This window comes from Caulobacter segnis (assembly GCF_029543125.1).
GTDB classification, from domain to species: domain Bacteria; phylum Pseudomonadota; class Alphaproteobacteria; order Caulobacterales; family Caulobacteraceae; genus Caulobacter; species Caulobacter segnis_D.
Window position 1 is genome coordinate 788,658 of record NZ_JARQWW010000002.1, and the last position, 23,091, is coordinate 811,748.

The following is a 23,091-nucleotide window of genomic DNA, read 5'->3' on the forward strand; positions in this document are numbered from 1 at the left end:
GCCCGATTAGAACTTCTGCGTCAGCGAAACCGTGAAGTTACGCGGCGCGCCATAGCGATATTGGCTGAAGTAGCTGATCTGGCTGTAGTATTTCTCGTCGAACAGGTTGTCGATATTGACCTGCACCGTGGTGCTTTCCGTCACGTTGTAACGGGCCATCAGGTTCACCAGGGCGAACGACTTCTGCTCGATCCGCGTCGGCGCGGAGGTCACCGGATTGACGGCCGGCGAGTAGATGGTGTCGCGCCAGTTGACGCCGCCGCCCACGCTCAGGCCGTCCACGATCCCGTCGAGGCGGTAGGTGGTGAACAGCGAGAAGCTCTTGCGCGGCTGATCGGTGTTGACCTTGGCGCCATTGGCGTCCTCGACTTCGAACTGGGCGTAGCTGGCGCTGACGTCCCAATTGGCGTTCACGCGTCCGAGCAGTTCGAGCTCGAAGCCCTTGCTCTCCGCGCCCTTGGCCGGGGCGTAGGCCTGCTCCGGCGGGGTTGACCCGGGCACCATGGCGCCCGTCGGCTGGCCGACGCCGTCTTGCTGGATCAGGAAGACCGCCACCGACGACTGCAGGGCGTCGTTGAGGTAGGAGCTCTTCATCCCCAGCTCGTAGGCCTTGCCGGTGATCGGATCGAGCGTCGAGCCGCTGACGTCGCGCACGTTCTGCGGCTGGAAGATCTCCGTATAGCTGCCGTACAGGCGGTGCTGTTCGGTCAGGTCGTAGAGCGCGCCGATATAGGGAATGACGACGTCTTTGGATTCGTAGTTGTCGGCCGCGCCGCCGTTGATGCCGCGACGCTCCCACGAGGACAGGCGCGCGCCGCCGATCAGCTTCAGGGAGTCGGTGATGTTCAGGCGCGTGGACGCGAAGACGCCCGACTGCTCGGTCTTGTTGTCGGTGTACTGGGTCGGGGCCGCGGCGAAGTCCGGCTTCGGGAAATTGCCGTCCCAGGTGTAGATGCTGGTCGCCGGAGCGAAGGCGTTGGGGCCGCCGGCGACGTAGTACACCACGTCCGAGTCCTGCTTGCTGTACAGCGCGCCGAGGGTGAAGTCGTGCTCGCGGCCGAACAGCGAATAGCCGCCGTGCAGCTGCACGTCGAAGCTGTCCTGGGTGGTCTCGCCCTTGCTCTTGTAGGGCCAGGTGGCGAGGCCGACGCCCGTGGCGCGGTCGATGGTCCCCATGAGATAAAGCAGCTGGGAGTCCTGCTCATTGATCATGTGATTGTAGTTGAACGAGATTTTCCAGTCGTTCGAGAAGGTGTGCGCCAGGTTGGCGAAGTAGTTGGTGGCGGTGGTGTCCCAGTAGGACCAGTTCGCCGCCGTGTTCGTCGAGACCGGCAGGTTGGTGAAGCCGCCATCCGTATAGAAGGTGGGCAGCGCGCCCCAGAAGGCGGCGTTCGGCGCGGTGTCCTGCCAGCTGACGCCAGCCCGCAGCAGGGTCGACTCGGTCAGGTCGGCCTCGACCACGCCGTAGAGCACGCTCTTCTCTGTGCTCTGACGATCGAAATAGGTGTCGCGCTTCTCGTACTTGGCGACCAGTCGGCCGCGGATCGCGCCGTCGTTCAGGGCGCCGGAGATGTCCGCCTCGATCAGGCGCTTGTCCCAGCTGCCGGTGGCGGCGGAGATGGAGCCCTGGAATTCGCGGGCGTCGGCGTGCTTGCGCACGAGGTTGATGGAGGCGGATGGGTCGCCCGCGCCGGTCAGCAGGCCCGTGGCCCCGCGGACGATTTCGACGCGCTCATAGATGGACACGTCGGCGACGGTCTCGCCGGAGTCGCCGGCGAGGCTCCAGGACAGCGGCACGCCGTCGATCTGGTAGTTCTTGATCTCGAAGCCGCGCGCGTTGAACACGTTGCGCACGTCATCGACCTCGACCATCGAGACGCCGGCGGTGTTGCGGATCACGTCCGCGATCGTGGTGAGGTTCTGGTCCTTGATGCGCTGCTGGGTGATGACCGTCACCGACTGCGGCGTCTCGCGGACCGACAGGCCGAGACCGGTGGCGGTGTCGATCTGTTCGTCCACGGTGTAGCGGCCGGTGATCACGACCTCTTCGACGGTGGTGTCTTGCGCCCGGGCGGCGCTGTGAACGCCGACAAGCGCCACGCCGGCCATCAAGCTCAGCTTGAACCGCATATTTCCATATCCCCGGTAGAAGGGGGCGCGCCCTAGCGCCAGCCCTGATATTGCGAATGGCTCGCATTAACAGTGGCGGCAGGTGGGTGCAAGGGTGCGGTCCGGCCGCGCCGGCCGGCCTCAGACGTTGGCCGGTTAGTGCGCCATTTCGGCAACGACCCTGAGCGCGGCTTCGCGCGGATCGCTCGCCGCCGTGATCGGGCGGCCGCAGACCAGGTGGCTGGCGCCGGCAGCCAGAGCGTCGGCCGGGGTGGCTGCGCGGGCTTGATCGTTCTTGGCCGACCAGGCCGGGCGCACGCCCGGGGTCACCACCAGGAAGTCCGGCCCGGCGATCTCGCGGGCCAGGGCGGCCTCGAGCGGGCTGGCCACGACGCCGTCGACGCCCGCCTCCACCGCCTGACGGATGCGCTTGGCCACCAGGTCGCGAGCGCTTTCGCGATAACCCATCTCCACGAGATCGGCCTCAGACAGGCTGGTCAGGACGGTGACCGCCAGGATCTTCAGGCTGGAGTCGCCGCGTCCGGCCACGGCGGCCTTCATCACCTGCGGCGTGGCATGGACCGTAAGCAGATCACAGCCCGCGCCGGCCAGAACCGCGGTGGAGCGACGGACGGTCTCGCCGATGTCGTGCAGCTTCCAGTCCAGAAACACCTGCTTGCCCTGGCCCTTCAGCTCCGCCGCCAGGGCCATGCCGTCGCTGGCCAGCAGCTCCAGCCCCACCTTGTAGAAGGACACGGCGTCGCCCAGGCGCTCCACCATGGCCCGGGCCTCATCGGTGGAGGGCAGGTCGAGGGGGACGATCAGGCGGGCGTCGGCGGTCATGGCGGGCAGGCTCCGGGCATGGCGCGGGGACCGTCAGATCGCCTAGGATGAGGCGACTCGCGGCGGGCGCGGGGCAAGTTGAGGCTGAAGACGCCAGATGATCCACAGCGACCTCGCCGTCAACTTCTTCGTGGCGCTCTTCGCCCTGATCGACCCGATCGGCAATGTGCCGCTGTTCGCCGCCGCCACGGTGGGCGCCAGCATCTGGGGCCGGCGGATGGTGGCCGTCTATATCGGCCTGTTCGTCCTGGGCTTCCTGACCTTCTTCTTCTTCTCGGGCCTGTCGCTGCTGCAGTTCTTCGGCATCTCCCTGCCGGCCTTCCGCATCGCCGGCGGGATCATCCTGTTCCTGCTGGGCCTGGACATGGCCCGCGACGACTTCACCGCCAGCTTCGCCGACGCCGCCGACGCCGGAGAGCAGATCCCCACCGCCCGCGCCTATGCCCGCAAGCGGTTCGAGCGGCTGATCGTGCCCTTCGCCATGCCGTTGCTCATCGGGCCGGGGGCCATCTCGACCGTAGTGATCTATGCCTCGGAGGCAAAGGCCGCCGGCCTGGCGGGGGCCCTCGCCGGGGTGCTGGCCATCGCCGGGGTGTCGTTCACGGTGGTCATGGCCTTCTGGGCGACGCCGCTGATCACGCGCCTGCTGGGCCGCATCGGTCTGACCATCGTGGTGCGGGTGCTGGGTCTGATCCTCTGCGCCATGGCGGTGCAGTTCATCATCATCGGCGCCGCCGACGCCACGCGAGGCATCATCCGCTACGAGGCGGCGAGCCCATACGCTGACGGAAACTGACGATCAGCTGCGGGCGGGCTCGGCGCAGCCTTGCAGACGATAGAGGCACTCCTGGTCTCCCTTCGTCTTCAGGCACAGGCTGAACGTCAGTGGAAAGACGCGTCCGCGCACCTCGCAGCGTTGCGTGCGGGTGGATGTCGAAACATATCGACCCTCGTCGGTCGGCGAATTGACCAGCAGCAATATCGGCCCATCGACCACATGTTCGGCAGGGCTCACCCTCAAGGATTCGCGGGCGCCGTCGATCACCAAGGTGCGTCCCCGGATTGATCCGATCCAGTCGTCGCCGATCAGATCGACGGGCAGCAAACCCTTCGATGCGGGCTTGTGGGCGCATCCATTCAAAAGAACACCAGCGGCGGCCAGCATGATGAGGCTGAGCGGCCGGCTCACGCTCACACCTTGCGGAAGCGGTTCTGCTGGCTGGCGATCAGGGCCAGGGCCCAGTCGTCGGGCAGGATCTTGGCCAGGGCGACGATGGCCTTGTTGGGGGCGCCGGTGACGCAGACGGGACGGTTGGCCTCGGCCGCCTCGTAGCCGGCGGCGGCGACCTCGTCGGCGCCCAGCCACATCCAGGGCGGGGTGGAGCCCTGGGTCTGCTCGCGGGTGCCGTTGACGTCGTGGAACTCGGTGAAGGTGAAGCCGGGCGCCAGGGCGCTCACATGGACGCCCGTGGACAGGTTCTCCAGGTGCAGGCTCTGGGAGAATTTGACCAGGAAGCTCTTGGAGGCGGCGTAGAGGGTGTGTCCCGCCGCGCCCGGCACCATGCCGGCGACGGAGGCGACATTGACGATGCGGCCGAACCGCCGCTCCACCATGCCCGGCAGGACGCGGTGCGTGGTCTCGCACACGGCGGTGACCATCAACTGCAGGAAAGCGGCCTGATCGGTCCAGGTTGTGTGGGAATAGGCGCCGGGCAGGCCGTAGCCGGCGTTGTTGATCAGGGCGTCGACCACGCGGCCCTGCTCCTCGACCCCGGCCAGCATGGCCTCGACCCCGCCGGGGGCGGCCAGATCGGCGGGCACGGTCAGGGCCTCGACCCCGAAGCGCAGGGAGATTTCGCTCGCCAGCTGCTCCAGCCGGTCGGCGCGGCGGGCGGTTAGGGCGACGTCATAGCCGTGGGCGGCGTAGATGCGGGCGAAAGCGGCGCCGATGCCGGCGGAGGCGCCGGTGATCAGCGCGAGGCGGCGGGCCATGGAAAGGTCACCTCGTCAGGAACGCGGCGAGATTGGCGCGCTCCGCCAAGCTAGGCAACAGCGCGCGGCGACTCGGCTTCGGCCAGCAGGTCGGCCACGGTGATCTGCGACAGACGATCACGGGCCGCTGCATCCGCCGCCGCCAGCACGCCCCGCACGGCGTCGGGGATCTTCTCGCCGATGGGGCAGCCCTTGGCGCCGGGCGGGGGGGTGCCCAGGTGGGTGCAGCCGCCGACGGCCTTCAGCACTTCGTCCAGACGGATGTCCTCGGGGGCTTTCAGCAGCCAGGCGCCGCCGCTGGCCCCGGCGCGGGCCCCGACCAGGCCGGCGCGGCCAAGCATCGCAGTCACGCGGCGCACGACCACGGGATTGGTCGGCATGGAGGCCGCCAGCATGGCGCTGGCGACGGCCTTATCAGCCGAAAACGCCCCCTTGTGGGCCAGATAGGCCAAGGCGTGGGCCGCCACTGGGAATTTTTGGCTGTCTGACATCTTATCGTGGAACGTAGGTCAGTCTGGCGCGTGTTCAATGGCTAGTTACGTGAATCAGACCTTGCTGTCATTGAATGGGGCGCGGAATGGGTGTATCGCGCGCCGCTCGATCAATGGGGCTCCGCCTTCGCGGACCATGCCCCGGAGGGATTGAATGGCTGATCAAGCCTCTGGCGGTTCCGCGGATTCCGCCGCTTCGGCGACCTCGGCCGCCTCCCCGCGCAATAACGGTCACGACAGCCACGGCCCCAAGGGCCGGGCCTTCCTGGCGCTCGCTCTCGGCTCGGTCGGCGTCGTCTTCGGCGACATCGGCACCAGCCCGCTCTACGCCTTCCGCGAAGCCCTGCACACGGCCGCCGCCGACGGTGTGACCCGCGGCGAGATTCTGGGCGTCGTGTCCCTGGCCCTGTGGGCTCTCATCCTCGTGGTGACGATCAAGTACGTCTTCTTCGTCATGCGCGCCGACAACAAGGGCGAGGGCGGGGTGCTGTCGCTCATGGCCCTGGCCCAGCGCGCCATCGGCAAGCGGACCACCACGGTCTTCGTCCTGGGCGTCATCGGCGCGGCGCTGTTCTATGGCGACGCGGTGATCACGCCGGCCATCTCCGTGCTCTCGGCGGTGGAGGGCCTGGGCACCATCCCGGCTTTGGAGGGCAAGATCAGCACCCAGTTGGTGATGCTGATCAGCGTCATCATCCTGGTGGGCCTGTTCATGGTGCAGAACCATGGCACGGCCAAGGTCGGCCGCTTCTTCGGCCCTGTCTGCGCGGTATGGTTCCTGACCATGTTCGGCCTGGGGGCCTATCGGTTCTTCGAGCATCCGGACGTGCTGATGGCGATCAGCCCGCACTATGCGGTGCTGTTCCTGGCCGAGCACGGCCTGGTGGGCTTCCTGGTGTTGGGCGCGGTGTTCCTGACCGTGACCGGCGCCGAGGCCCTGACCGCCGATATGGGCCATTTCGGCCGCTGGCCGATCCAGGCCTCCTGGCTGTTCTTCGTCCTGCCCTGCCTCGTGGTGAACTATCTGGGCCAGGGCGCCTTCGCCCTCGCCACGCTCGACCGGGTGGCCGCCGCCGGCGGGGTGTTCCCCAACGCCAACTGGTTCTTCGAGATGGCGCCGGACGCCATCCGTCTGCCCGTGGTGATCCTGTCGGTCCTGGCCACCATCGTCGCCTCGCAGGCGGTGATCACCGGCGCCTTCTCCCTGACCCAGCAGGCGATCCAGCTGGGGCTGCTGCCGCGCATGGACGTGCGCCGCACCTCGGAGACCCAGTCCGGCCAGATCTTCGTGCCGCAGATCAACTGGCTGATCCTGATCGGGGTTCTGGCCGTGCTGGTCAGCTTCAAGACCTCGTCGGCCCTGGCCCACGCCTATGGCCTGGCGGTGACCGGCACCATGGTGGTCACCACCCTGATGGCCTTCGTGGTCACCCGCCGCCTGTGGAAGTGGCCCCTGTGGCTGAGCCTGAGCTTCATCGGCCCGCTGCTGATGCTGGACTTCGCCTTCCTCAGCGCCAACGCCCTGCGCCTGTTCACCGGCGGCTGGCTGCCGCTGCTGATCGCCGGCGGCCTGTTCCTGGTGATGAGCACCTGGGTGCGCGGCGCGCAGATCCTCAGTGAGAAGACGCGCCGGGATTCGGTGCCGCTGGTCGACCTGATGGGCATCCTGTCGGCCCGGGCCCCGCACCGTGCGCCCGGCACGGCGATCTTCCTCACCGGCGATCCGGACATGACCCCCGTCGCCCTGATGCACAATCTCAAGCACAACAAGGTGCTGCACGAGAAGAATGTGATCCTGACGGTGAAGACCGCAGAGACCCCGCGCGTGCGCGAGGAGGACCGGGTCCGCATCGAGAAGATCAATGACGACTTCAAGAAGCTGATCATCACCTACGGCTTCATGGAGAGCCCGAACGTGCCCAAGGCCCTGGGGCTGTGCCGCAAGCAGGGGCTGAAGTTCGACATCATGGCGACCAGCTTCTTCCTGGGCCGCCGCTCCCTGGTGCCGTCGGCCCAGTCGGGCATGCCGCTGTGGCAGGACCGCCTGTTCATCTTCCTGATGAAGAACGCGGCCAATCCCACCGACTTCTTCAAGATCCCCCCGGGCCGCGTGGTCGAGCTGGGCGCGCAGGTGACCGTCTGATGGATACGCTGAACCTCATCGTCGACGGCTTCTGGATCGCCGCCCTGGCCATCATGGCCGGCGCGGCGCGCCAGGCCTACGCGCGCATCCTTCCGGACACCCAGGTGCCGATGCAGTTCGGTTTTGACGGGCAGCCTACCTGGCGGGCGCCCAAGCTGTTCGCCCTGGCGTTTCAGCCGGCCGCGGCGACGGTGGTGTGGCTGAGCATGGTGGCGGTGGGCCGGACCGGCAGCGATGAGGCGGCGCTCATGATGCTGGGCATGAAGGCCCTGTTCGCCCCGCTCCTGGCGCTGGTCAATCTCTGGTGGCTGCGCAAGGTGATCAAGATCCTGGGCGACGAAGGTCAGCTTAGGGGTTGACCTTGAGCGTCCGGCGCCCTTGAACGCGCGCGACTTTCCGAAACACCCAAATCCAAGGACGCCGCGCCCATGGCCGCCGACAAGCCGATCAAGAAAGTGGTCCTCGCCTATTCCGGCGGTCTGGACACCTCGATCATCCTGAAGTGGCTGCAGACCGAGTACGGCGCGGAGGTCGTGACCTTCACCGCCGACCTCGGCCAGGGCGAAGAGCTGGAGCCGGCCCGCAAGAAGGCCGAGCTGCTGGGCATCAAGCCGGAAAACATCTTCATCGAGGACGTGCGCGAGGAGTTCGTGCGCGACTTCGTGTTCCCGATGTTCCGCGCCAACGCCGTGTATGAAGGCGTCTACCTGCTGGGCACCTCCATCGCCCGCCCGCTGATCGCCCAGAAGCAGATCGAGATCGCCCGCAAGGTCGGCGCCGACGCCGTCTGCCACGGCGCCACCGGCAAGGGCAACGACCAGGTCCGTTTCGAGCTCGGCTATTACGGCCTGGAGCCGGACATCACCGTGATCGCGCCTTGGCGCGAGTGGGACTTCAAGAGCCGCGAGGCCCTGCTGGAGTTCGCCGAGAAGCACCAGATCCCGATCGCCAAGGACAAGCGCGGCGAAGCGCCGTTCAGCGTCGACGCCAACCTGCTGCACTCCTCGTCCGAGGGTAAGGTGCTTGAGGACCCGGCCGTCGAGGCGCCGGAGTTCGTGCATATGCGCACGATCGCTCCGGAAGACGCGCCCGATAAGCCGCACGTCTTCACCATCGACTTCGAGAAGGGCGACCCCGTCGCCATCGATGGCGTGAAGATGTCGCCGGCCACCCTGCTGGCCAAGCTGAACGAGCTGGGCCACGACAACGGCGTCGGTCGCCTCGACCTGGTCGAGAACCGCTTCGTGGGCATGAAGTCGCGCGGCGTCTACGAGACCCCGGGCGGCACCATCCTGCTGGCGGCGCACCGCGGCATGGAGAGCATCACCCTCGACCGGGGCGCCATGCACCTGAAGGACGAGCTGATGCCGAAGTATGCGTCGCTCATCTACAACGGCTTCTGGTTCTCGCCGGAGCGCGAGATGCTGCAGGCGGCCATCGACCACTCGCAGAAGAACGTCACCGGCCAGGTGCGCGTGAAGCTGTACAAGGGCAATGTCACGGTCATCGGCCGCACCAGTCCCTACAGCCTGTACGATCAGGACCTGGTGACCTTCGAAGAAGGCAAGGTGGCCTACGACCACCGCGACGCCGGCGGCTTCATCAAGCTGAACGCCCTGCGCCTGCGCGTCCTCGCCAAGCGCGATCAGCGCCTGAAATAAGGTTCAGGCGCAGCGGTTGTAGGGATAGCGATCCCGGATCATCCGCTGGAAGAACCGACCCTTGGAGGGTGCGCGGACGAAGGCGTCCCGCACCCTTTGAGGCACCCCGACATAGACATACTCGTCCCCGTCGATGAACCGCACGAACAGCTTGCCGTGCTCGGTTTCGTAGTCGATGGCGGAAATGGCGGTCGAGTCCACATGCATGGGCGGAGCTCCATCTAACCCTGTTGCTACAACGCCTTGAGGCCCCGAAGGGGTTCCTGCGGCGCAGCTTTCGCGTTTTGACGTGAAGCATGACAGCATCCCCCAAAAGGGAGGCTGACATGAATCAACCACACAACCTGATCGCCCTGGTGACTCTGCTGTCGCTGGTCCTGCTGGTCTGGAAGATCGCCAGGGTGGGCAAGGCGCGGGCCCGCTTCGGCGTCGAGGCGCCCGCCGTCACCGGCCATCCGGAGTTCGAGCGGCATTTCCGCGTCCAGATGAACATGATCGAGGGGCTGGTGGTCTTCCTGCCGTCCCTTTGGCTGTTCGCCATCTATTGGAACGACCTCATCGCCGCCGGCCTGGGCGCGCTCTTCCTCATCGGCCGCGTGGTCTACATGCTGGCCTATGTGAAGGAGCCCAAGAGCCGAAGCCTGGGTTTCGGCCTGCAAGGCCTGGCGATGCTGGTGCTGCTGTTCGGCGCGCTCGCGGGAACGGTGCGGGCCCTGATGGTGACCGGCGGGGTCTAGCCGGGCTCTAGATGAACAGTTCGGCCGGAGAGACGGCGGCGGCGATGCCCATGATGAAGTCGCCGTCCGCCATCGGCGAGGCGACGTTTGTCACCGGTTCGCGGACATTGGCGGCCAGACGGGTGAAGCTCACCTCGCTGTCGCCCCCGAACAGGATGTGGACGTCCTCGCGCCCATCGCCGTCCAGGTCGAAGCCGATTCGGCGGCCGGCGATCGCGGCGCCGACGAAGCTGGCGGCCGGGTTGAAGCCGGACAGGTTCGCGAATTCGACGCTGACGATCTGAGGCGGGTTGGCGTCGTTGGCGAACACCAGCCGGTCGCCCTGGGCCTCGTTGTAATCGAGGATCACGCCCGCGCTGCGCGACGCAGCCGCGTCGTCGCCCTGCTTGCGCCAGTTGACGATGAAGGTGTCCGCGCCGTCGCCGCCGAAGGCCACCACGCGGTCGCCCATGATGATGACGTCGGCGCCGGCGCCGCCTTCGAAGTAGGTCTGGGTGTCAGCACCCTTGTCGCTGCCGGAACCATTGCCTTCGGCGCCGATCGTCGGCGGAGAGATGGGCGGTTCGCCGCCTCCGCCGACAGTCTCGCCGTCGACCTGCTCGTCCGGGGTCTGGGCGACGACGGGAATGACCGCCGGCTGCGGCGCGGCGAAGTCGGGCAGAGGCGCCGAGACGGCGGCAAGGCCAGTCGAGCTTGGCAGATAGGCCTGAAGCTGGATGATCTCGGCCGTCGGCTGCAGCGGCGCATGCGGCGCGGCCGGAGCGGCGAAGACGTGCAGCGGCGCGTCTTCCAGGGTCGGGATCGGCAGGTCGTCGCCAAGCAGGCCGGCGATCGGCTGGTGGGCGTCGCTGTGAACCGGCTCGAAGCGCGGGGCCATTTCAGCATGGACCGGCGTCGCGTCGGATGGATTGTCGTGCAGGGCCGCGCCGGCGATCAGGGTGAACGGCGCGTCGGTGGGCAGCGCGTCGGCCAGGATCGGCTGGACACGGCCGACGCGGGCCGGCGGGCGCTGCTGGATCAGGGTGGCGGCGGTGTAGACGTCGGGCGCCTCGCGCACCATGCCGTCAAACATCCGGTGGATGATCACCCGCCCGCCGATGCGGGCGATGTGCAGGACGACGTCTTCGTTGTCGTCGGTGGCCACGACCCAGGGGTCCCCGTCCTCGGTCGTGCCGAAGACAAGGTTCGAGCCTGTCCGATCCCCAGTCAGGGCGGCGGACATCTCCCGCAGCTGCGCGCGCTCGGCGACGGTCCAGTCACCGTTCGCCAGGCCGCGGCCCATGAATTTGAGGATCGTCGCCAACCGCGAGGGTTCCTTTAGCCAGCCGCCTTTTCCCGCGTCATCTGGGCGCGGGGTTCATCCGTGAACAGCAGGCGGTACAGCTCCGGTTCGTAATACCGCAGCAGGGTGCGCGCAAAACCTTTCGGATCCAGACCCAGGGCTTCCGCCCAGGCGGCCTGCATTTCGATCGGCACGCGGCCCAGCCCGCTCTCCACCTGCGAGATAAAGGTGTAATAGCGGAGGTTCACACGTTCCGCGAGCCCTGCCTGGGTCAATCCGGCGGATTCCCGCGCGGTCTTGAGCCAGCGCCCGGCCTCCTGTCGGAGACTCTTGGTCTCGGCTGCTCGTGCTGGATCGACGGCCTGTCTGGGCATTTCACACCTGATCTGACGGGGGCGGGAACGCGCGACACTTGCAAAAACCCCCTGGCCGCAGGGTATCCAGTTCTTACACAACCCACAAGGCCTGTGTGATTGCGCGAAAAAGTCACGCTTCAGGATTTACTTATCCAGTAAGAACTATATAGTGATCCTCGACATCGCCGTCGGCGCTTAGCGTATTGCCGGGCCGCGATGGTCATTCCTGGGGCCGCGGTTCCTCCACCCCATTCTGCGAACCGCGGCTCCGACGCCCGCCCCTCCCTCGGGGCGGGCGTCGCCCCCACCCTACCCAGCGCTACCCAAGACGGCTCTTGACGCTCTTATCCGCTCAGCCGAAGGAGCGGTCATGGCCCTTCCCGTCGATCCCGCCCGCTATGGCGCATTCTTGTCGGTGATGGCGGTGATGGCCGCCACGCCGGGTCCCGCCAATCTGTTCGCCATCGCCAACGGGGCGGAGAAGGGCAAGGCCGCCGCCGTGATCGGGGCCATCGGCATGAACAGCGCCTCCCTCGTCTGGTTCGCCGCCGCGGCGCTGGGCCTGGGCGCCCTGGTCGCCGCCTTCCCGCAGGTCTTCCACCTGCTGACCCTGGCGGGCGCGGCCTATGTGGCGTGGCTGGGGGTCAAGTCGCTGCTCAAGGCCTGGAAGGACAAGGGCGAGCCGCAGGAGCAGGTGGAGGTCAAGACCGGCCGCTCCGCCTTCCGCGACGGCTTCATGGTCCAGATCGCCAATCCCAAGGTCCTGCTGTTTTTCACCGCCGTCCTGCCGCCTTTCGTGGACGTGAACCGGCCGGTGGCGCCGCAGATGGCCATGTTCGCCGCGGCGGCGGTGACGATGGACATGATCAGCATGACCTCCTACGGCCTCGGCGGAGCGGCCTTGGCCGCGCGCATGACCGAGCCGAGGTTCCGCCGGATTTTCGCCGTCTTCGTCGGTGTTCTGCTGATTGCGGCCGCCGTGCTCATCTTCCAGCGCGGATAGCCCGTATCTGAAGGGCGGAATGGCTCGGGGCGGGCTTGCGCAACCAGCGCCGCTGCGCATGTGTTGTGAGTAGATCAGTACGCGCCTTTGGAGGACGCGAGCATATGAAGACCAAACCCATCGCCATCGCCGGGCTTCTGGCGGCCGCCGCCACGGTTTCGGCCTGCGCCACCGCGACGCCGTATCAACCGGCGGTTCCGGGCCGCAGCAGCACCTCTGGCGGTTTCTCCGAAATGCGGATCGAGGCTGACCGCTTCCGGGTCAATTTCCAGGGCAACAGCCTGACCTCGCGCGACACCGTCGAGCGCTATCTGCTTTATCGCGCCGCCGAGCTGACCGTAGCCGAGGGCTATGACTGGTTCGAACTGGCCGACCGCAAGACGGACAAGACCAGCCGCACCTATATCGACCGCGACCCGTTCTATAACCGTTGGGCCTACAGCTACTGGGCCCCGTCCTGGAGCTACTTCGGCCCGCGCATGGGCTGGCGCGCCTGGGATCCGTACTGGGGCGACCCGTTCTGGGCGGACCGCATGGACGTGCGCACCATCAACAAGTTCGAGGCCAGCGCCGAGATCGTTCTGCGCAAGGGCGCCAAGCCCGCCGACCGCAACGCCTTCGACGCCCGGGAGGTGATCGCCAACCTCGGCCCGTCGATCCAGCGGCCGACCTCGGAATAGAAATGGAAAAGGCCGGTGGCTCCCCACCGGCCTTCTTCTTTTCGGGCCTGACGCCGTTGCTTAGCGCGGAGCCATGCGGATGCCGCCGTCGAGGCGGACGTCCTCGCCGTTGAAATAGCCGCACTCGATCATGGTCACGGCCAGCTGGGCGTATTCGTGCGGATGGCCCAGGCGCTTGGGGAACGGCACGGAGGCGGCCAGGGCGGCCTTCACGTTCTCGGGCGCGCCGTTCATCAGCGGGGTGTTGAAGATGCCCGGCAGGATGGTGTTGATCCGGATGCCGTCGTTCATCAGGTCGCGGGCGATCGGCAGCGTCATGCCGATGACGCCGCCCTTGGAGGCCGAATAGGCCGCCTGGCCCACTTGGCCGTCCTCGCCCGCCACGCTGGCGGTGTTGACGATGGCGCCGCGTTCGCCGTCTTCCATGGGCTCCAGGTCCAGCATGCCTTTCGCCGACTTGGCGATGCAGCGGAAGGTGCCGACGAGATTGATCTGGATGATCTTGTCGAAGGCGTCGAGCGGGAAGTGCTTGGTCTCGCCCGTGGCCTTGTCGCGGCTGGCGGTCTTGATGGCGTTGCCGGTGCCGGCGCAGTTGACCAGGATCCGCTCCTGGCCGTGGGCGGCGCGGGCCTTCTCGAAGCCGGCGTCCACATCGGCGTCCGAGGTCACATTGACCTTGCAGAACACGCCGCCGATATCCTTGGCCACGGCCTCGCCCGCGGCCTCGTTCATGTCGAAGATGGCGACCTTGACGCCCTTGGCCGCCAGGGCGCGGGCGGTGGCCTCGCCGAGGCCGGAGGCGGCGCCGGTGACGACGGCGGCGATGGTGTTGTCGAGCTTCATGGACGTCTTCCCATTTCAGGCGTTCTGATGGACCGTTCGAGCGGCTTTGGAGGAACCCATACAAAGATGAGCGCGCAAGCCAAGCCGTCACCCGACGTCAACCAGGCGTTGGATTCGTCAAAAGCCCTCGTTCCGGCCGTCGTCCGCGTAAATGAGCAGCGGGTGGCGCGTGGATTCTGGCCCAAGATCGCCCGCACCGCCGGCAAGATTCCGTTCGCCGCCGACGCCCTGGCGGTGTTCTGGGCCGCCCGTGATCCGGCCACGCCGAAGAAGGCCAAGGCCCTGATGCTGGCCGGGTTGGCCTATTTCGTCCTTCCGACGGACGCCATTCCCGACATTCTGGCGGGGGTCGGCTTCACCGACGACGCGGCGGTCATGGCGGCGATGATCGCCCTGGTCGGCCGCCACCTGAAGGCCAGCCATCGCCAGGCCGCCCGCGAATGGCTGGAGAAGAAGGGGCAAGGATAGCAAGATCGACCCCTTGTCGCCGAACGGCGTGATGCTAGACCTCGACAAAACAAGCGGGGGAAACGCATGAGCACGGCGACGGACGGCGCCTCGGACAAGGATGGCGCTTCCATGCGCACGGTGGTGGCGGCCTCGTCCGCCGGCACCGCCTTCGAGTGGTACGACTTCTTCATCTTCGGGGCCCTGACCCAGGTCATCTCCAAGACCTTCTTCGCAGGGCTGAACGATACGGCGGCCTTCATCGCCGCCCTGGCCCTGTTCGGGGCGGGCTTCGCCTTCCGGCCGCTGGGCGCCCTGATCTTCGGACGCATCGGCGACAAGGCGGGGCGCAAGGGCGCCTTCCTTATCACCGTCTCGATGATGGGGGTGGCGACCTTCGCCATCGGTCTGCTGCCGACCTATGGGCAGGTGGGGATCATCGCCCCGATCCTGCTGGTCCTGCTGCGCATCGTTCAGGGCCTGGCCTTGGGCGGGGAGTATGGCGGGGCGGCGATCTACGTGGCGGAGCACGCGCCCTCGAACCAGCGTGGCTGGGCCACGGCGTGGATCCAGACCTCGGCGGCCTTCGGGCTTCTCGGGGCGCTGGCGGTGATCCTGACCACCCGCACCCTCATGGGCGAGGAGGCGTTCGCAGCCTGGGGCTGGCGCATTCCCTTCCTGGTTTCGGCGGGCCTGCTGGCGATCTCGATCTTCATGCGCCTCAAGCTCACCGAAAGCCCCAGCTTCCAGAAGCTGAAGGCGGCGGGGGAAGAGACCAAGGCGCCGTTCAAGGAAGCCTTCGGCGAGTGGAGGAACCTGAAGCTCGTCCTGCTGGCCTTCTTCTCGATGATGTGCGCCCAAGGGGGCGTCTGGTACACGGCCTTCTTCTACAGCCAGGTGTTCCTGGAGAAGTTCCTCAAGGTTCCCGGCACGTCGGTCAACGCCATGATCATGGTCGTGACCCTGGCGAGCGCGCCGCTCTACGTGTTCTTCGGCTGGCTGTCGGACCGGGTGGGCCGCAAGTGGGTGATGCTGGGCGGCATGGTCCTGGCCATCGCCTTCTATTTTCCCGGCTTCCACCTGATGACCCAGTTCGCCAACCCGGCCCTGGCCGAGGCGCAGCAACGGACTCCCGTCGTGGTGGTGGCCGACCCCGCCGCCTGCTCGCTGCAGTTCGACCCGGTGGGCAAGGCGGCCTTCGTCACCTCCTGCGACATCGCCAAGAGCGTTCTGGCCAACGGCGGGATCTCCTATGACAACGAGGCCGCGGCGGCGGGAGCGGTCGCCAGCGTCCGGGTCGGCCAGACGGTGATCGGTTCGGTGGAGGGCGCAGGCCTGTCCGGCGCCGACCTCAAGGCCGCCAAGACCAAGGTCCAGGCTGAGATCAAGGCCGCCCTGACCGCGGCGGGCTATCCGGCCGTCGCCGACCCCGCCCGCATGAACCTGGCCGGGGTGTTCGGGGTGTTGATGCTGTTCACCGTCGCGGCCACGGCGCTCTACGGTCCCATGGCGGCGGCGCTTGTGGAGCTGTTCCCCACGCGAGTGCGCTACACGGCTCTGTCGCTGCCTTATCACATCGGCACCGGGTGGGTGGGCGGCTTCCTGCCCTTCACCGCGTTCGCCATCGTGGCGGGGACCGGCAACATCTATGCGGGCCTCTGGTACGGGGTGTTCTTCACGGCGCTCAGCGCCCTGACCACCCTGTTCTTCCTGCCCGAGACGAACGGAAAGCCGTTGGACGCCTAGCGGAATCGGCCGGCGGCGCGGCCCACCACGTCCGCCGCCAGCACCGCGACCACCGCCAGGACGGCGGAGGCGACGCAAAGCACGGCGGCGCGGGTCTCGCCGCCTGGCGTCTGCACCGCGGCATAGATCGCCGCCGGCAGGGTCAGGGTCTCGCCCGGAATGGCGGCCACGAAGGTGATGGTGGCGCCGAATTCGCCCAAGGCCCGCGCGAAGCCCAGGACCAGGCCCGCGCCGATGCCTGGCGCTGAAAGCGGCAGGACAATACGGGCGAACCGGGCCAAGGGGCCGGCGCCCAGGGTGCGGGCGGCCTCCTCGACCTCGGCGTCGATGGCTTCGATGGACAGGCGGATGGGCCGCACCATCAGGGGAAAGGCCATGATCCCGGCGGCCAGGGCCGCGCCGGTCCAGTCAAAGGCGAAGACGATCCCGACCTTCTCCAGCGCCGGCCCGAGCAGGCCTCGCCGCCCGAACAGGACCAGCAGCACGAAGCCGGTCGCCACGGGCGGGATCACCAGCGGCAGGTGAAGGGCTGCGTCCAGCAGGTTGCGGCCCGGAAACCGCCCCCGCGCCAGGGCCCACGCGGCCAGGACAGCGGGCGGCAGTCCGGCGATGGCGGCCACGGCCGCCACCTTCAGGGACAGGAAAAGGATCGCGAGATCGCCGGGCGCCATCAGCCCGGGTTATCAGGCGCTAGGCGCGGCGAGAAGCACCTCGACCTCGACCTTGGCCTTCATAAGGGCCCGCAGGTCATCGGGGTCCACGGTGTGGGTGATGACGCGGGCCACCTGCAGCCCGGCGTTCGCATGGGCGATCAGGTCCTTGACCTCGACCTCGGCCGGATCGACCCGTTCGGCGTCGCGGCGGGCCAAGCCTAGAATCTGCGGGTCAGCGTCCTCGTCGGCGATCAGGATGTCCGCCGCCGCCAGGGTTCGGGCGGCGCGCAGGGTCAGAAGGTCGGCGGGGCCGCGGCCGGCGATGTAGCGCACGCGGCCCTTCACCTTGCCGCCCTGGGCCAGGGCCTCGACCAGCTGCTCGCCGGCGGCGTCCATGTCCCCCTCCATGGCCAGTTGGGCGATAGGGCCGTTGAGGACTTCGCGCATGAAGAAGCGGCGCTTGGTCTGGTCGGGCAGGGCCTTGCGGACCGCGATCTGGTGCTTGTGCAGCAGGGCGGCCACCCGACCGGCGCCCTCTGGCACGCGGGCTTCGATGTCGCTGCGCAGCAGGGATGACAGCAGGGGGGCGGCGCCCGCCGTGCCCACGGCGGCCACCACCTCGCCCCGGTCGATCACCGCGGGGGTCTGGAAATCGGACAGCTTGGGCTTGTCCACCACGTTGATCATGGCGCCGGCCGCCTTGGCGGCTTCATGGGCGGTCTCGGCGAACAGGTTGTCGCCGGCGATGAACACCAGGGTGGCGTCCTGATAAGGCGTGCGAGTGAACGCCTCCGGCGCTTCGATGCGCACCACCTGGGCCGGCGAGCCGTCGAACAGACGCGCCTTCGCCTCTGCCGCATCGCCAGTCCCGGCGATGACGATCTTGGCGCCCTTCAGGGGAAAATAAGCCGGAAACGCTTCCACTCAGGCCTCTCAACTCACACGCTGAAACTGCGCGGCCCCTCACCGCGAAGCGACGCTTAGCCGCACATCGTGAATTTTCCACTCGCGCTTGAAAACTTATCGGAGCCAAGATGCGCATAGCTTGATGTCGATCAAGGAGAGTTCTCCGATGGCTATGACCTTGCAGGTGAACGGACGCGCGGTCAGCGTCAAAGCCGATCCTCAAACCCCGCTCCTATGGGTTCTTCGGGACGAGCTGGGCCTGACAGGGACCAAGTTCGGCTGCGGGGTGGCGCAGTGCGGCGCCTGCACGGTCCATGTGGACGGCCAGCCCATGCGCGCCTGCCAGACGCCGATCGAACTGGTCGGCGGCAGCCAGATCACCACCATCGAGGGGCTTGGCGGCGGCCACCCGCTGCAGCACGCCTGGGTGAAGCACGACGTTCCGCAGTGCGGCTACTGCCAGTCGGGCCAGATCATGAGCGCCGCCGCCCTGCTGGCCCAGACGCCGCAGCCCACGGATGACGACATCGACGCGGTGATGAGCGGCAACATCTGTCGCTGCGGCGCCTATCAGCGCATCCGCGACGCCATCAAGGACGCGGCCGGCGTCGCCGCGCCCGCTCCGGCCAAGGCTTGAGGGGGCCGCGATGAACAAGATCGTCAAACCTTCGGCCCTGACCGGCGCCACCCGGCGCGAGGTGGTGATCGGCGCGGCCCTGGCGGGCGGGGCGCTCACCGTCGGCGCCTGCTCGCCGGCCGACATCATGTCGATCGGGACCAACAACGACTTCGGCGCCTTTGGGCCGTTCTTGAAGATCGCTCCTGACGGGGCGGTTACGGTCATCTCCAAGCACATCGAATTCGGCCAGGGAAACCACGCCGGCCTGGCCGCCATCCTGGCCGAGGAGCTGGACGCCGACTGGACCCGGGTGCGGGTGGAGCAGGCCGCCGCCAACACCAAGGTCTATATGAACACCGGCATGGGGGCGCAGGGCACCGGCGGCTCCTCGGCCATCGCCAACAGCTGGGAGCAGCTGCGCAAGGTGGGGGCGAGCGCCCGCGCCATGTTCGTCCAGGCCGCCGCGGCCAAGTGGTCCGTTCCCGCCGCAGAGATTTCGGTGAAAGACAGCGTGGTCAGCCACGCGGGCAGCGGCCGCTCGGCGGGGTTCGCTGAATTGCTGGCCGATGCGGCCAAGGTGACGCCGCCGGAAAATCCGACGCTGAAGGATCCCAAGACCTTCACCCTGGTGGGCACCAACCGGGTGCGCCGCAAGGACGCGGTGCTGAAAAGCACCGGCCAGGCCCGCTTCACCCAGGATGTCCGCTTGCCGGAGATGCTGGTGGCGGTGGTCGCCCACCCGCCGCGTTTCGGCGCCGTCCCTCAGAATTTCGACGCCGACAAGGCCAAGGCGGTTCCGGGAGTGATCGACGTCTTCTCCGTGAAGTCCGGCGTGGCGGTGGTGGCCGACAGCACCTGGGCCGCCCTGAAGGGGCGCGAGGCCCTGACCGTGACCTGGGATGAGGGCAAGGCCGAGAAGCGCGGCTCCGACGCCATCGCCCAGACCTTCCGCGACATCGCCGCCGGCAAGGGCGGCGAGATCAAGTGGCAGGGCTTCGACAGCAAGGGGACGGTGGGGGAGCTGTCCGGCCCGGACGTCCTGACCGTCGCCTACGACTTTCCCTATCTGGCCCACGCCACCATGGAGCCCATGAATTGCGTGGCCCAGGTGAAGGGGCGCAAGGTGAAGCTGACCTTCGGCTCGCAATTTCCGACCCTGGACCAACTCAACACCGCCAAGATCGTCGGGACCCTGCCCGGCTCGGTGGAGATCGAGACGCTCTATGCCGGCGGCTCCTTCGGGCGGCGCTGCAACTTCCAGTCCGACTACGTGGCCGAATGCGTGCGCATCGCCAAGAAGACCAACGGCCGGCCCGTGAAGCTGGTCTGGACGCGTGAGGACGACCAGCGGGCTGGCTATTTCCGCCCTCTCACCCACCACGCCGTCTCGGTGCGGGTCGACAAGGACGGCTATCCCGCCGCCTGGCGGCACCGGATCGTCACCCAGTCGATCATGAAGGGCTCGCCCATGGGCGGGGGCGACGGTCCCGAACCTCCGGCGGTCGAAGGGGCCCAGGGCTCGCCTTATCTGAAGGCGACGCCGGCCGTGGACGCCCAGGTAGCCATGCCGGACGTCGGCGTCCCAGTCCTGTGGTGGCGTTCGGTGGGAGCGACCCACACCGCCTACGCCATGGAGCACACCATCGACCAGCTGGCGCGCAAGGCGGGCAAGGACCCGGCCGACTATCGCCGCGCCCTGTACCAGAAGGCCGGCTCCCAGCGGCATCTGGCGGTGCTCGACCTGCTGGTGGAGCGGTCTGGGTGGAAGAGCTCCGCGCCCGAAGGCTGGGTGCGCGGCCTGGCGGTTCACGAGAGTTTCGGCTCGGTGGTCGGTCAGGTGGCGGACGTGCAGCTTGTGGAGGGCCAGCCGCCCAAGGTCGGACGGGTGGTCACGGTGATCGACTGCGGCACGGCCATCTCGCCGGACCAGATCGCCGCCCAGATGGAAGGCGGCACCTGTTATGGCCTGTCGGGCGCCCTATACGGACAGATCACCCTGATCGACGGGGCGGTGCAGGAGACCAATTTCGACACCTATCGCGTCCTGCGCATGAACGAGGCGCCCAGGGTGGAGACCCACATCCTGCCTTCCACCGCCGCGCCGTCTGGCGTGGGCGAGCCCGGAACGCCGGTGATCGGACCGGCGGTGGCCAACGCCATCCTGGCCGCCACGGGCCAGCCGACCTTGAGCCAGCCGTTCGTCAAGCCGGCCTAGATTGAGGACGGAAGATCCACGTCGAAAAGCACGCCCTCGTCTTCGGTCGGGATGAGGGCCAGGCGATCGCCGAGATCATCGAGGATCGAGCGCGCGCCCTGGTCGCCGCTGAGCGCGCGCAGGGCGTCGAACAAATCTTGCGACAGCAGGGCGGGGTGTCCGCGTCGGCCGCCGCAGATCGGCGCGGCGGCGGCTGCGCCCTGCTCCACGGCGTCGGCAAGGGCGTCGAGCAAGCCGTGCGGGATGCGCGGCATGTCGCCCAGGAAGATGAACACGCCGCGGCAGTCACGGATGGCGGCCAGTCCGGCCCGCAGCGAGGCGGACAGACCGTGGGCATGATCGGCGGCATAGACCAGATTCAGGCGGCGCGACTCGCCCCAGCGGCGGGCGAAGGCCAGGGCGGCTTCCTCCACGCGGTCGTCGGCGCCCAGAACCACAGTGACGCAACGGGCCGGCGCGGCGAAGGCGGCCGCCAAGGCGCCCTCGATCAGGGGCGCGCCCTCGAAATCGGAAACCAGCTTTCCGCCGCCGAACCGGCTGCCGGAGCCGGCCGCCAGCACGATCGCTTCAAAACCCCTGCGCATGTGCGCCCCTGTAACCGTGGCCCCAGACGGCCTATGTTGGCCGCTGAGCCATGACGCCGTTCGACGCCACGCCTTCACTGATCCGCCAGACGAGCCCCGACCGGGGCCTGTTGGACGGATTCGGCCGCCGGGTGACCTATCTGAGGGTCTCGGTGACCGATCGGTGCGACCTGCGTTGCACCTACTGCATGGCGGAACATATGACGTTCCTGCCCAAGAACGAAGTTCTCGGCCTCGAAGAACTGGATCGCCTGACCGCGGCCTTTATCGGTCTGGGCGTGCGCAAGGTGCGGCTGACCGGGGGCGAACCCCTGGTGCGCAAAGGATTGATGGATCTGATCGCGGGGTTGTCGCGACATATCCGCGCCGGGGCGCTGGACGAGCTGACCCTGACCACCAACGGCACGCAACTGGCGCGCCATGCGGAAGATCTGGCCCGGCATGGCGTGCGGCGGATCAATGTGTCGCTCGACACCCTGGACCCGGATCGCTTCCGCCGTCTGACGCGGGGCGGCGACCTGAAACAGGTCCTCGCCGGGCTGGAGGCGGGCAGGTCCGCCGGGCTGAAGATCAAGATCAACGCCGTGGCCCTGCGCGATGACAACGCCGGGGCGCTGCCGGAGCTGATCGCCTGGGCGCATGGCGAAGGCTTCGACATGACCCTCATCGAGACCATGCCCATGGGCGAGGTCGAGGCTGACCGCACCGATCAGTTCATGTCCCTGACCCAGGTGCGGCGCGAGCTTTCGGCCTTCTGGACGCTGGAGGATCTGCCGCTGAACACCGGCGGACCGGCCCGTTATGTGCGGGTGGCCGAGACCGGCGGGCGGCTGGGCTTCATCACGCCCCTGACCCACAATTTCTGCGAGGCCTGCAATCGCGTGCGCCTGACCTGCACCGGGGTGCTGCACACCTGCCTTGGCCGAGAGGACGCCGCGGATCTGCGGGCGGTGCTGCGGGACGGGGCGGACGATCGGGCGCTGACGGCGGCGATCCGCGCGGCTGTCGCGGGCAAGCCGCAGGGCCATGATTTCCGCATCGACCGGGGCGCGGCGCCGGCCGTTTCCCGGCACATGTCGATGACGGGGGGCTGATGCGCGTCCTGTTGTTCGGACGCCTGGCCGATGTGGCCGGCTGGCGCGAGCGGGTGCTGGATGTCCCGCCCGTAGCGCTTTCTGCCCTGCGCGCCGAGCTTGCCCGGGAGGATTCCGCTCTGGGCGAGGCCCTGGCTGGGCCCGGCGTGCAGGCGGCCGTCGATCAGGTGCTGGTGCGCGGCGAGGCCATCCTGGACGGCGCGTCGGAAGTCGCCTTCCTTCCGCCCATGAGCGGCGGATGATCCGCCTTCAGACCGAGATCCTGGATGTCGGCGCCCTGACCGCGGGCTTTTGCGCCGACCGCAGCGAGACCGGGGCGGTGGCCACCTTCATCGGCCTGGCCCGCGCCGAGGGCGGGGCGACCCGCGTGCTGGAGCTCGAGGCCTATTCCGGCTTCACCGAAAGGCAGATCGCCCTGATGGTCGAGGAGGCTATCGCCCGTTTCGGCCTGCATGATGTGGCGGTGGTCCACCGCGTCGGCGCGGTCGCGCCGGGCGAGGCGGTGGTGTTCGTGGCCACGGCGGCGCCCCATCGGCGCGAGGCTTTGCAGGCCTGCGACCAGCTGATGGACTATCTGAAGAGCCGCGCGCCGTTCTGGAAGAAGGAGCACGGTCCGGACGGCGCCCGCTGGATCGAGCCCACGGGCAAGGACCTGGCTGACGCCGAGCGCTGGGACGGCTAGGAGAA

The 23,091-nt window shown here is 67.8% G+C and carries 26 protein-coding genes; 14 read left to right on the plus strand and 12 right to left on the minus strand.

Translation table 11 applies throughout. The features are described 5' to 3' along the window. Positions 1–6 precede the first annotated feature (6 nt). Entirely contained in the window at positions 7–2,130 is a 2,124-nt protein-coding gene (locus tag P7B02_RS08470; RefSeq protein ID WP_277785882.1) for a TonB-dependent siderophore receptor, read from the minus strand. 135 nt (positions 2,131–2,265) lie between these two features. Next, a complete protein-coding gene (gene pyrF, locus P7B02_RS08475; protein WP_277785883.1) occupies positions 2,266–2,952 on the minus strand; it encodes an orotidine-5'-phosphate decarboxylase in 687 nt (228 codons plus the stop codon). Between the two features lie 97 nt (positions 2,953–3,049). On the opposite strand from pyrF, the gene P7B02_RS08480 reads away from it, so the two are divergent. Continuing rightward, positions 3,050–3,748, plus strand: coding sequence for a MarC family protein (locus P7B02_RS08480; protein ID WP_277785884.1), 699 nt, complete (start codon positions 3,050–3,052; stop codon positions 3,746–3,748). A gap of 3 nt (positions 3,749–3,751) precedes the next feature. On the opposite strand, the gene P7B02_RS08485 is transcribed toward P7B02_RS08480, so the two are convergent. From P7B02_RS08485 to P7B02_RS08495, 3 genes are read right to left on the minus strand one after another with little or no spacing between them, the layout of a single operon-like run. Next, positions 3,752–4,141, minus strand: a complete 390-nt coding sequence (locus tag P7B02_RS08485; RefSeq protein ID WP_277785885.1) for a hypothetical protein — start codon at positions 4,139–4,141, stop codon at positions 3,752–3,754. 2 nt (positions 4,142–4,143) lie between these two features. Further along, positions 4,144–4,944 carry an SDR family NAD(P)-dependent oxidoreductase gene (locus P7B02_RS08490; protein ID WP_277785886.1) on the minus strand — a complete coding sequence of 267 codons (801 nt, stop codon included), beginning with the start codon at positions 4,942–4,944 and terminating at the stop codon, positions 4,144–4,146. Between the two features lie 50 nt (positions 4,945–4,994). Then, positions 4,995–5,435 (minus strand): Rrf2 family transcriptional regulator, encoded by a 441-nt coding sequence (locus P7B02_RS08495; protein ID WP_277785887.1) that lies wholly within the window; start codon positions 5,433–5,435, stop codon positions 4,995–4,997. A gap of 154 nt (positions 5,436–5,589) precedes the next feature. On the opposite strand from P7B02_RS08495, the gene P7B02_RS08500 reads away from it, so the two are divergent. The 3 genes from P7B02_RS08500 to P7B02_RS08510 all read left to right on the plus strand — a co-directional run bounded on the left by P7B02_RS08500 (position 5,590) and on the right by P7B02_RS08510 (position 9,239). Further along, positions 5,590–7,578, plus strand: a complete 1,989-nt coding sequence (locus P7B02_RS08500) for a potassium transporter Kup (protein ID WP_277785888.1) — start codon at positions 5,590–5,592, stop codon at positions 7,576–7,578. Then, the gene (locus P7B02_RS08505) at positions 7,578–7,937 is read left to right on the plus strand and encodes a hypothetical protein (protein WP_277785889.1); all 360 of its coding nucleotides are present in this window, start codon (positions 7,578–7,580) and stop codon (positions 7,935–7,937) included. The genes P7B02_RS08500 and P7B02_RS08505 overlap by 1 nt, the downstream gene beginning before the upstream one ends. Before the next feature lie 69 nt (positions 7,938–8,006). Next, complete coding sequence (locus tag P7B02_RS08510) at positions 8,007–9,239, plus strand: argininosuccinate synthase (RefSeq protein ID WP_277785890.1); 1,233 nt, start codon at positions 8,007–8,009, stop codon at positions 9,237–9,239. Positions 9,240–9,242: 3 nt separating this feature from the next. Here P7B02_RS08510 and P7B02_RS08515 read toward each other — a convergent pair whose 3' ends face one another. Next, a complete protein-coding gene (locus P7B02_RS08515) occupies positions 9,243–9,446 on the minus strand; it encodes a KTSC domain-containing protein (protein WP_277785891.1) in 204 nt (67 codons plus the stop codon). Between the two features lie 119 nt (positions 9,447–9,565). Between P7B02_RS08515 and P7B02_RS08520 the strand changes: the two genes are divergently transcribed. Then, a complete protein-coding gene (locus P7B02_RS08520) occupies positions 9,566–9,976 on the plus strand; it encodes an MAPEG family protein (RefSeq protein ID WP_277785892.1) in 411 nt (136 codons plus the stop codon). Positions 9,977–9,983: 7 nt separating this feature from the next. Here the strand turns inward: P7B02_RS08520 and P7B02_RS08525 are convergent, their stop codons facing one another. Together P7B02_RS08525 and P7B02_RS08530 are read right to left on the minus strand one after the other, a co-directional pair. Beyond that, positions 9,984–11,279 carry a hypothetical protein gene (locus P7B02_RS08525; RefSeq protein ID WP_277785893.1) on the minus strand — a complete coding sequence of 432 codons (1,296 nt, stop codon included), beginning with the start codon at positions 11,277–11,279 and terminating at the stop codon, positions 9,984–9,986. 14 nt (positions 11,280–11,293) lie between these two features. Next, positions 11,294–11,632: a helix-turn-helix domain-containing protein gene (locus P7B02_RS08530; protein ID WP_277785894.1), complete on the minus strand. Its 339-nt coding sequence runs from the start codon at positions 11,630–11,632 to the stop codon at positions 11,294–11,296. Between the two features lie 352 nt (positions 11,633–11,984). On the opposite strand from P7B02_RS08530, the gene P7B02_RS08535 reads away from it, so the two are divergent. Together P7B02_RS08535 and P7B02_RS08540 are read left to right on the plus strand one after the other, a co-directional pair. Beyond that, entirely contained in the window at positions 11,985–12,617 is a 633-nt protein-coding gene (locus P7B02_RS08535; RefSeq protein ID WP_277785895.1) for a LysE family translocator, read from the plus strand. Positions 12,618–12,721: 104 nt separating this feature from the next. After that, positions 12,722–13,297 carry a CC0125/CC1285 family lipoprotein gene (locus P7B02_RS08540; protein WP_277785896.1) on the plus strand — a complete coding sequence of 192 codons (576 nt, stop codon included), beginning with the start codon at positions 12,722–12,724 and terminating at the stop codon, positions 13,295–13,297. 60 nt (positions 13,298–13,357) lie between these two features. Here the strand turns inward: P7B02_RS08540 and P7B02_RS08545 are convergent, their stop codons facing one another. Continuing rightward, a complete protein-coding gene (locus P7B02_RS08545; RefSeq protein WP_277785897.1) occupies positions 13,358–14,140 on the minus strand; it encodes an SDR family NAD(P)-dependent oxidoreductase in 783 nt (260 codons plus the stop codon). A 66-nt stretch (positions 14,141–14,206) separates the two neighbouring features. Here P7B02_RS08545 and P7B02_RS08550 point away from each other — a divergent pair, with 66 nt between their 5' ends. Together P7B02_RS08550 and P7B02_RS08555 are read left to right on the plus strand one after the other, a co-directional pair. Further along, entirely contained in the window at positions 14,207–14,608 is a 402-nt protein-coding gene (locus tag P7B02_RS08550) for a YkvA family protein (RefSeq protein WP_277785898.1), read from the plus strand. Between the two features lie 66 nt (positions 14,609–14,674). Next, positions 14,675–16,333 (plus strand): MFS transporter, encoded by a 1,659-nt coding sequence (locus tag P7B02_RS08555; protein WP_277785899.1) that lies wholly within the window; start codon positions 14,675–14,677, stop codon positions 16,331–16,333. On the opposite strand, the gene modB is transcribed toward P7B02_RS08555, so the two are convergent. Next, positions 16,330–17,004, minus strand: a complete 675-nt coding sequence (gene modB, locus P7B02_RS08560; RefSeq protein WP_277785900.1) for a molybdate ABC transporter permease subunit — start codon at positions 17,002–17,004, stop codon at positions 16,330–16,332. The genes P7B02_RS08555 and modB overlap by 4 nt on opposite strands. Before the next feature lie 12 nt (positions 17,005–17,016). Continuing rightward, positions 17,017–17,910, minus strand: coding sequence for a precorrin-2 dehydrogenase/sirohydrochlorin ferrochelatase family protein (locus tag P7B02_RS08565; protein ID WP_277785901.1), 894 nt, complete (start codon positions 17,908–17,910; stop codon positions 17,017–17,019). A gap of 148 nt (positions 17,911–18,058) precedes the next feature. On the opposite strand from P7B02_RS08565, the gene P7B02_RS08570 reads away from it, so the two are divergent. Both P7B02_RS08570 and P7B02_RS08575 read left to right on the plus strand, forming a co-directional pair. Next, positions 18,059–18,529 carry a (2Fe-2S)-binding protein gene (locus P7B02_RS08570; RefSeq protein WP_277785902.1) on the plus strand — a complete coding sequence of 157 codons (471 nt, stop codon included), beginning with the start codon at positions 18,059–18,061 and terminating at the stop codon, positions 18,527–18,529. 10 nt (positions 18,530–18,539) lie between these two features. Next, on the plus strand, positions 18,540–20,726 hold the full coding sequence (locus P7B02_RS08575; protein WP_277785903.1) for a xanthine dehydrogenase family protein molybdopterin-binding subunit: 2,187 nt from the start codon (positions 18,540–18,542) through the stop codon (positions 20,724–20,726). Here P7B02_RS08575 and P7B02_RS08580 read toward each other — a convergent pair. Then, positions 20,723–21,310, minus strand: coding sequence for a nucleotidyltransferase family protein (locus P7B02_RS08580; protein ID WP_277785904.1), 588 nt, complete (start codon positions 21,308–21,310; stop codon positions 20,723–20,725). The genes P7B02_RS08575 and P7B02_RS08580 overlap by 4 nt on opposite strands. A 50-nt stretch (positions 21,311–21,360) precedes the next feature. On the opposite strand from P7B02_RS08580, the gene moaA reads away from it, so the two are divergent. The 3 genes from moaA to P7B02_RS08595 are packed head-to-tail and all read left to right on the plus strand — an operon-like array spanning position 21,361 to position 23,086. Next, positions 21,361–22,404, plus strand: coding sequence for a GTP 3',8-cyclase MoaA (gene moaA, locus P7B02_RS08585; protein WP_277785905.1), 1,044 nt, complete (start codon positions 21,361–21,363; stop codon positions 22,402–22,404). Further along, on the plus strand, positions 22,401–22,646 hold the full coding sequence (locus P7B02_RS08590) for a MoaD/ThiS family protein (protein ID WP_277786013.1): 246 nt from the start codon (positions 22,401–22,403) through the stop codon (positions 22,644–22,646). The genes moaA and P7B02_RS08590 overlap by 4 nt, the downstream gene beginning before the upstream one ends. After that, positions 22,643–23,086 (plus strand): molybdenum cofactor biosynthesis protein MoaE, encoded by a 444-nt coding sequence (locus tag P7B02_RS08595; RefSeq protein ID WP_277785906.1) that lies wholly within the window; start codon positions 22,643–22,645, stop codon positions 23,084–23,086. The genes P7B02_RS08590 and P7B02_RS08595 overlap by 4 nt, the downstream gene beginning before the upstream one ends. The last annotated feature ends 5 nt before the right edge of the window (positions 23,087–23,091 follow it).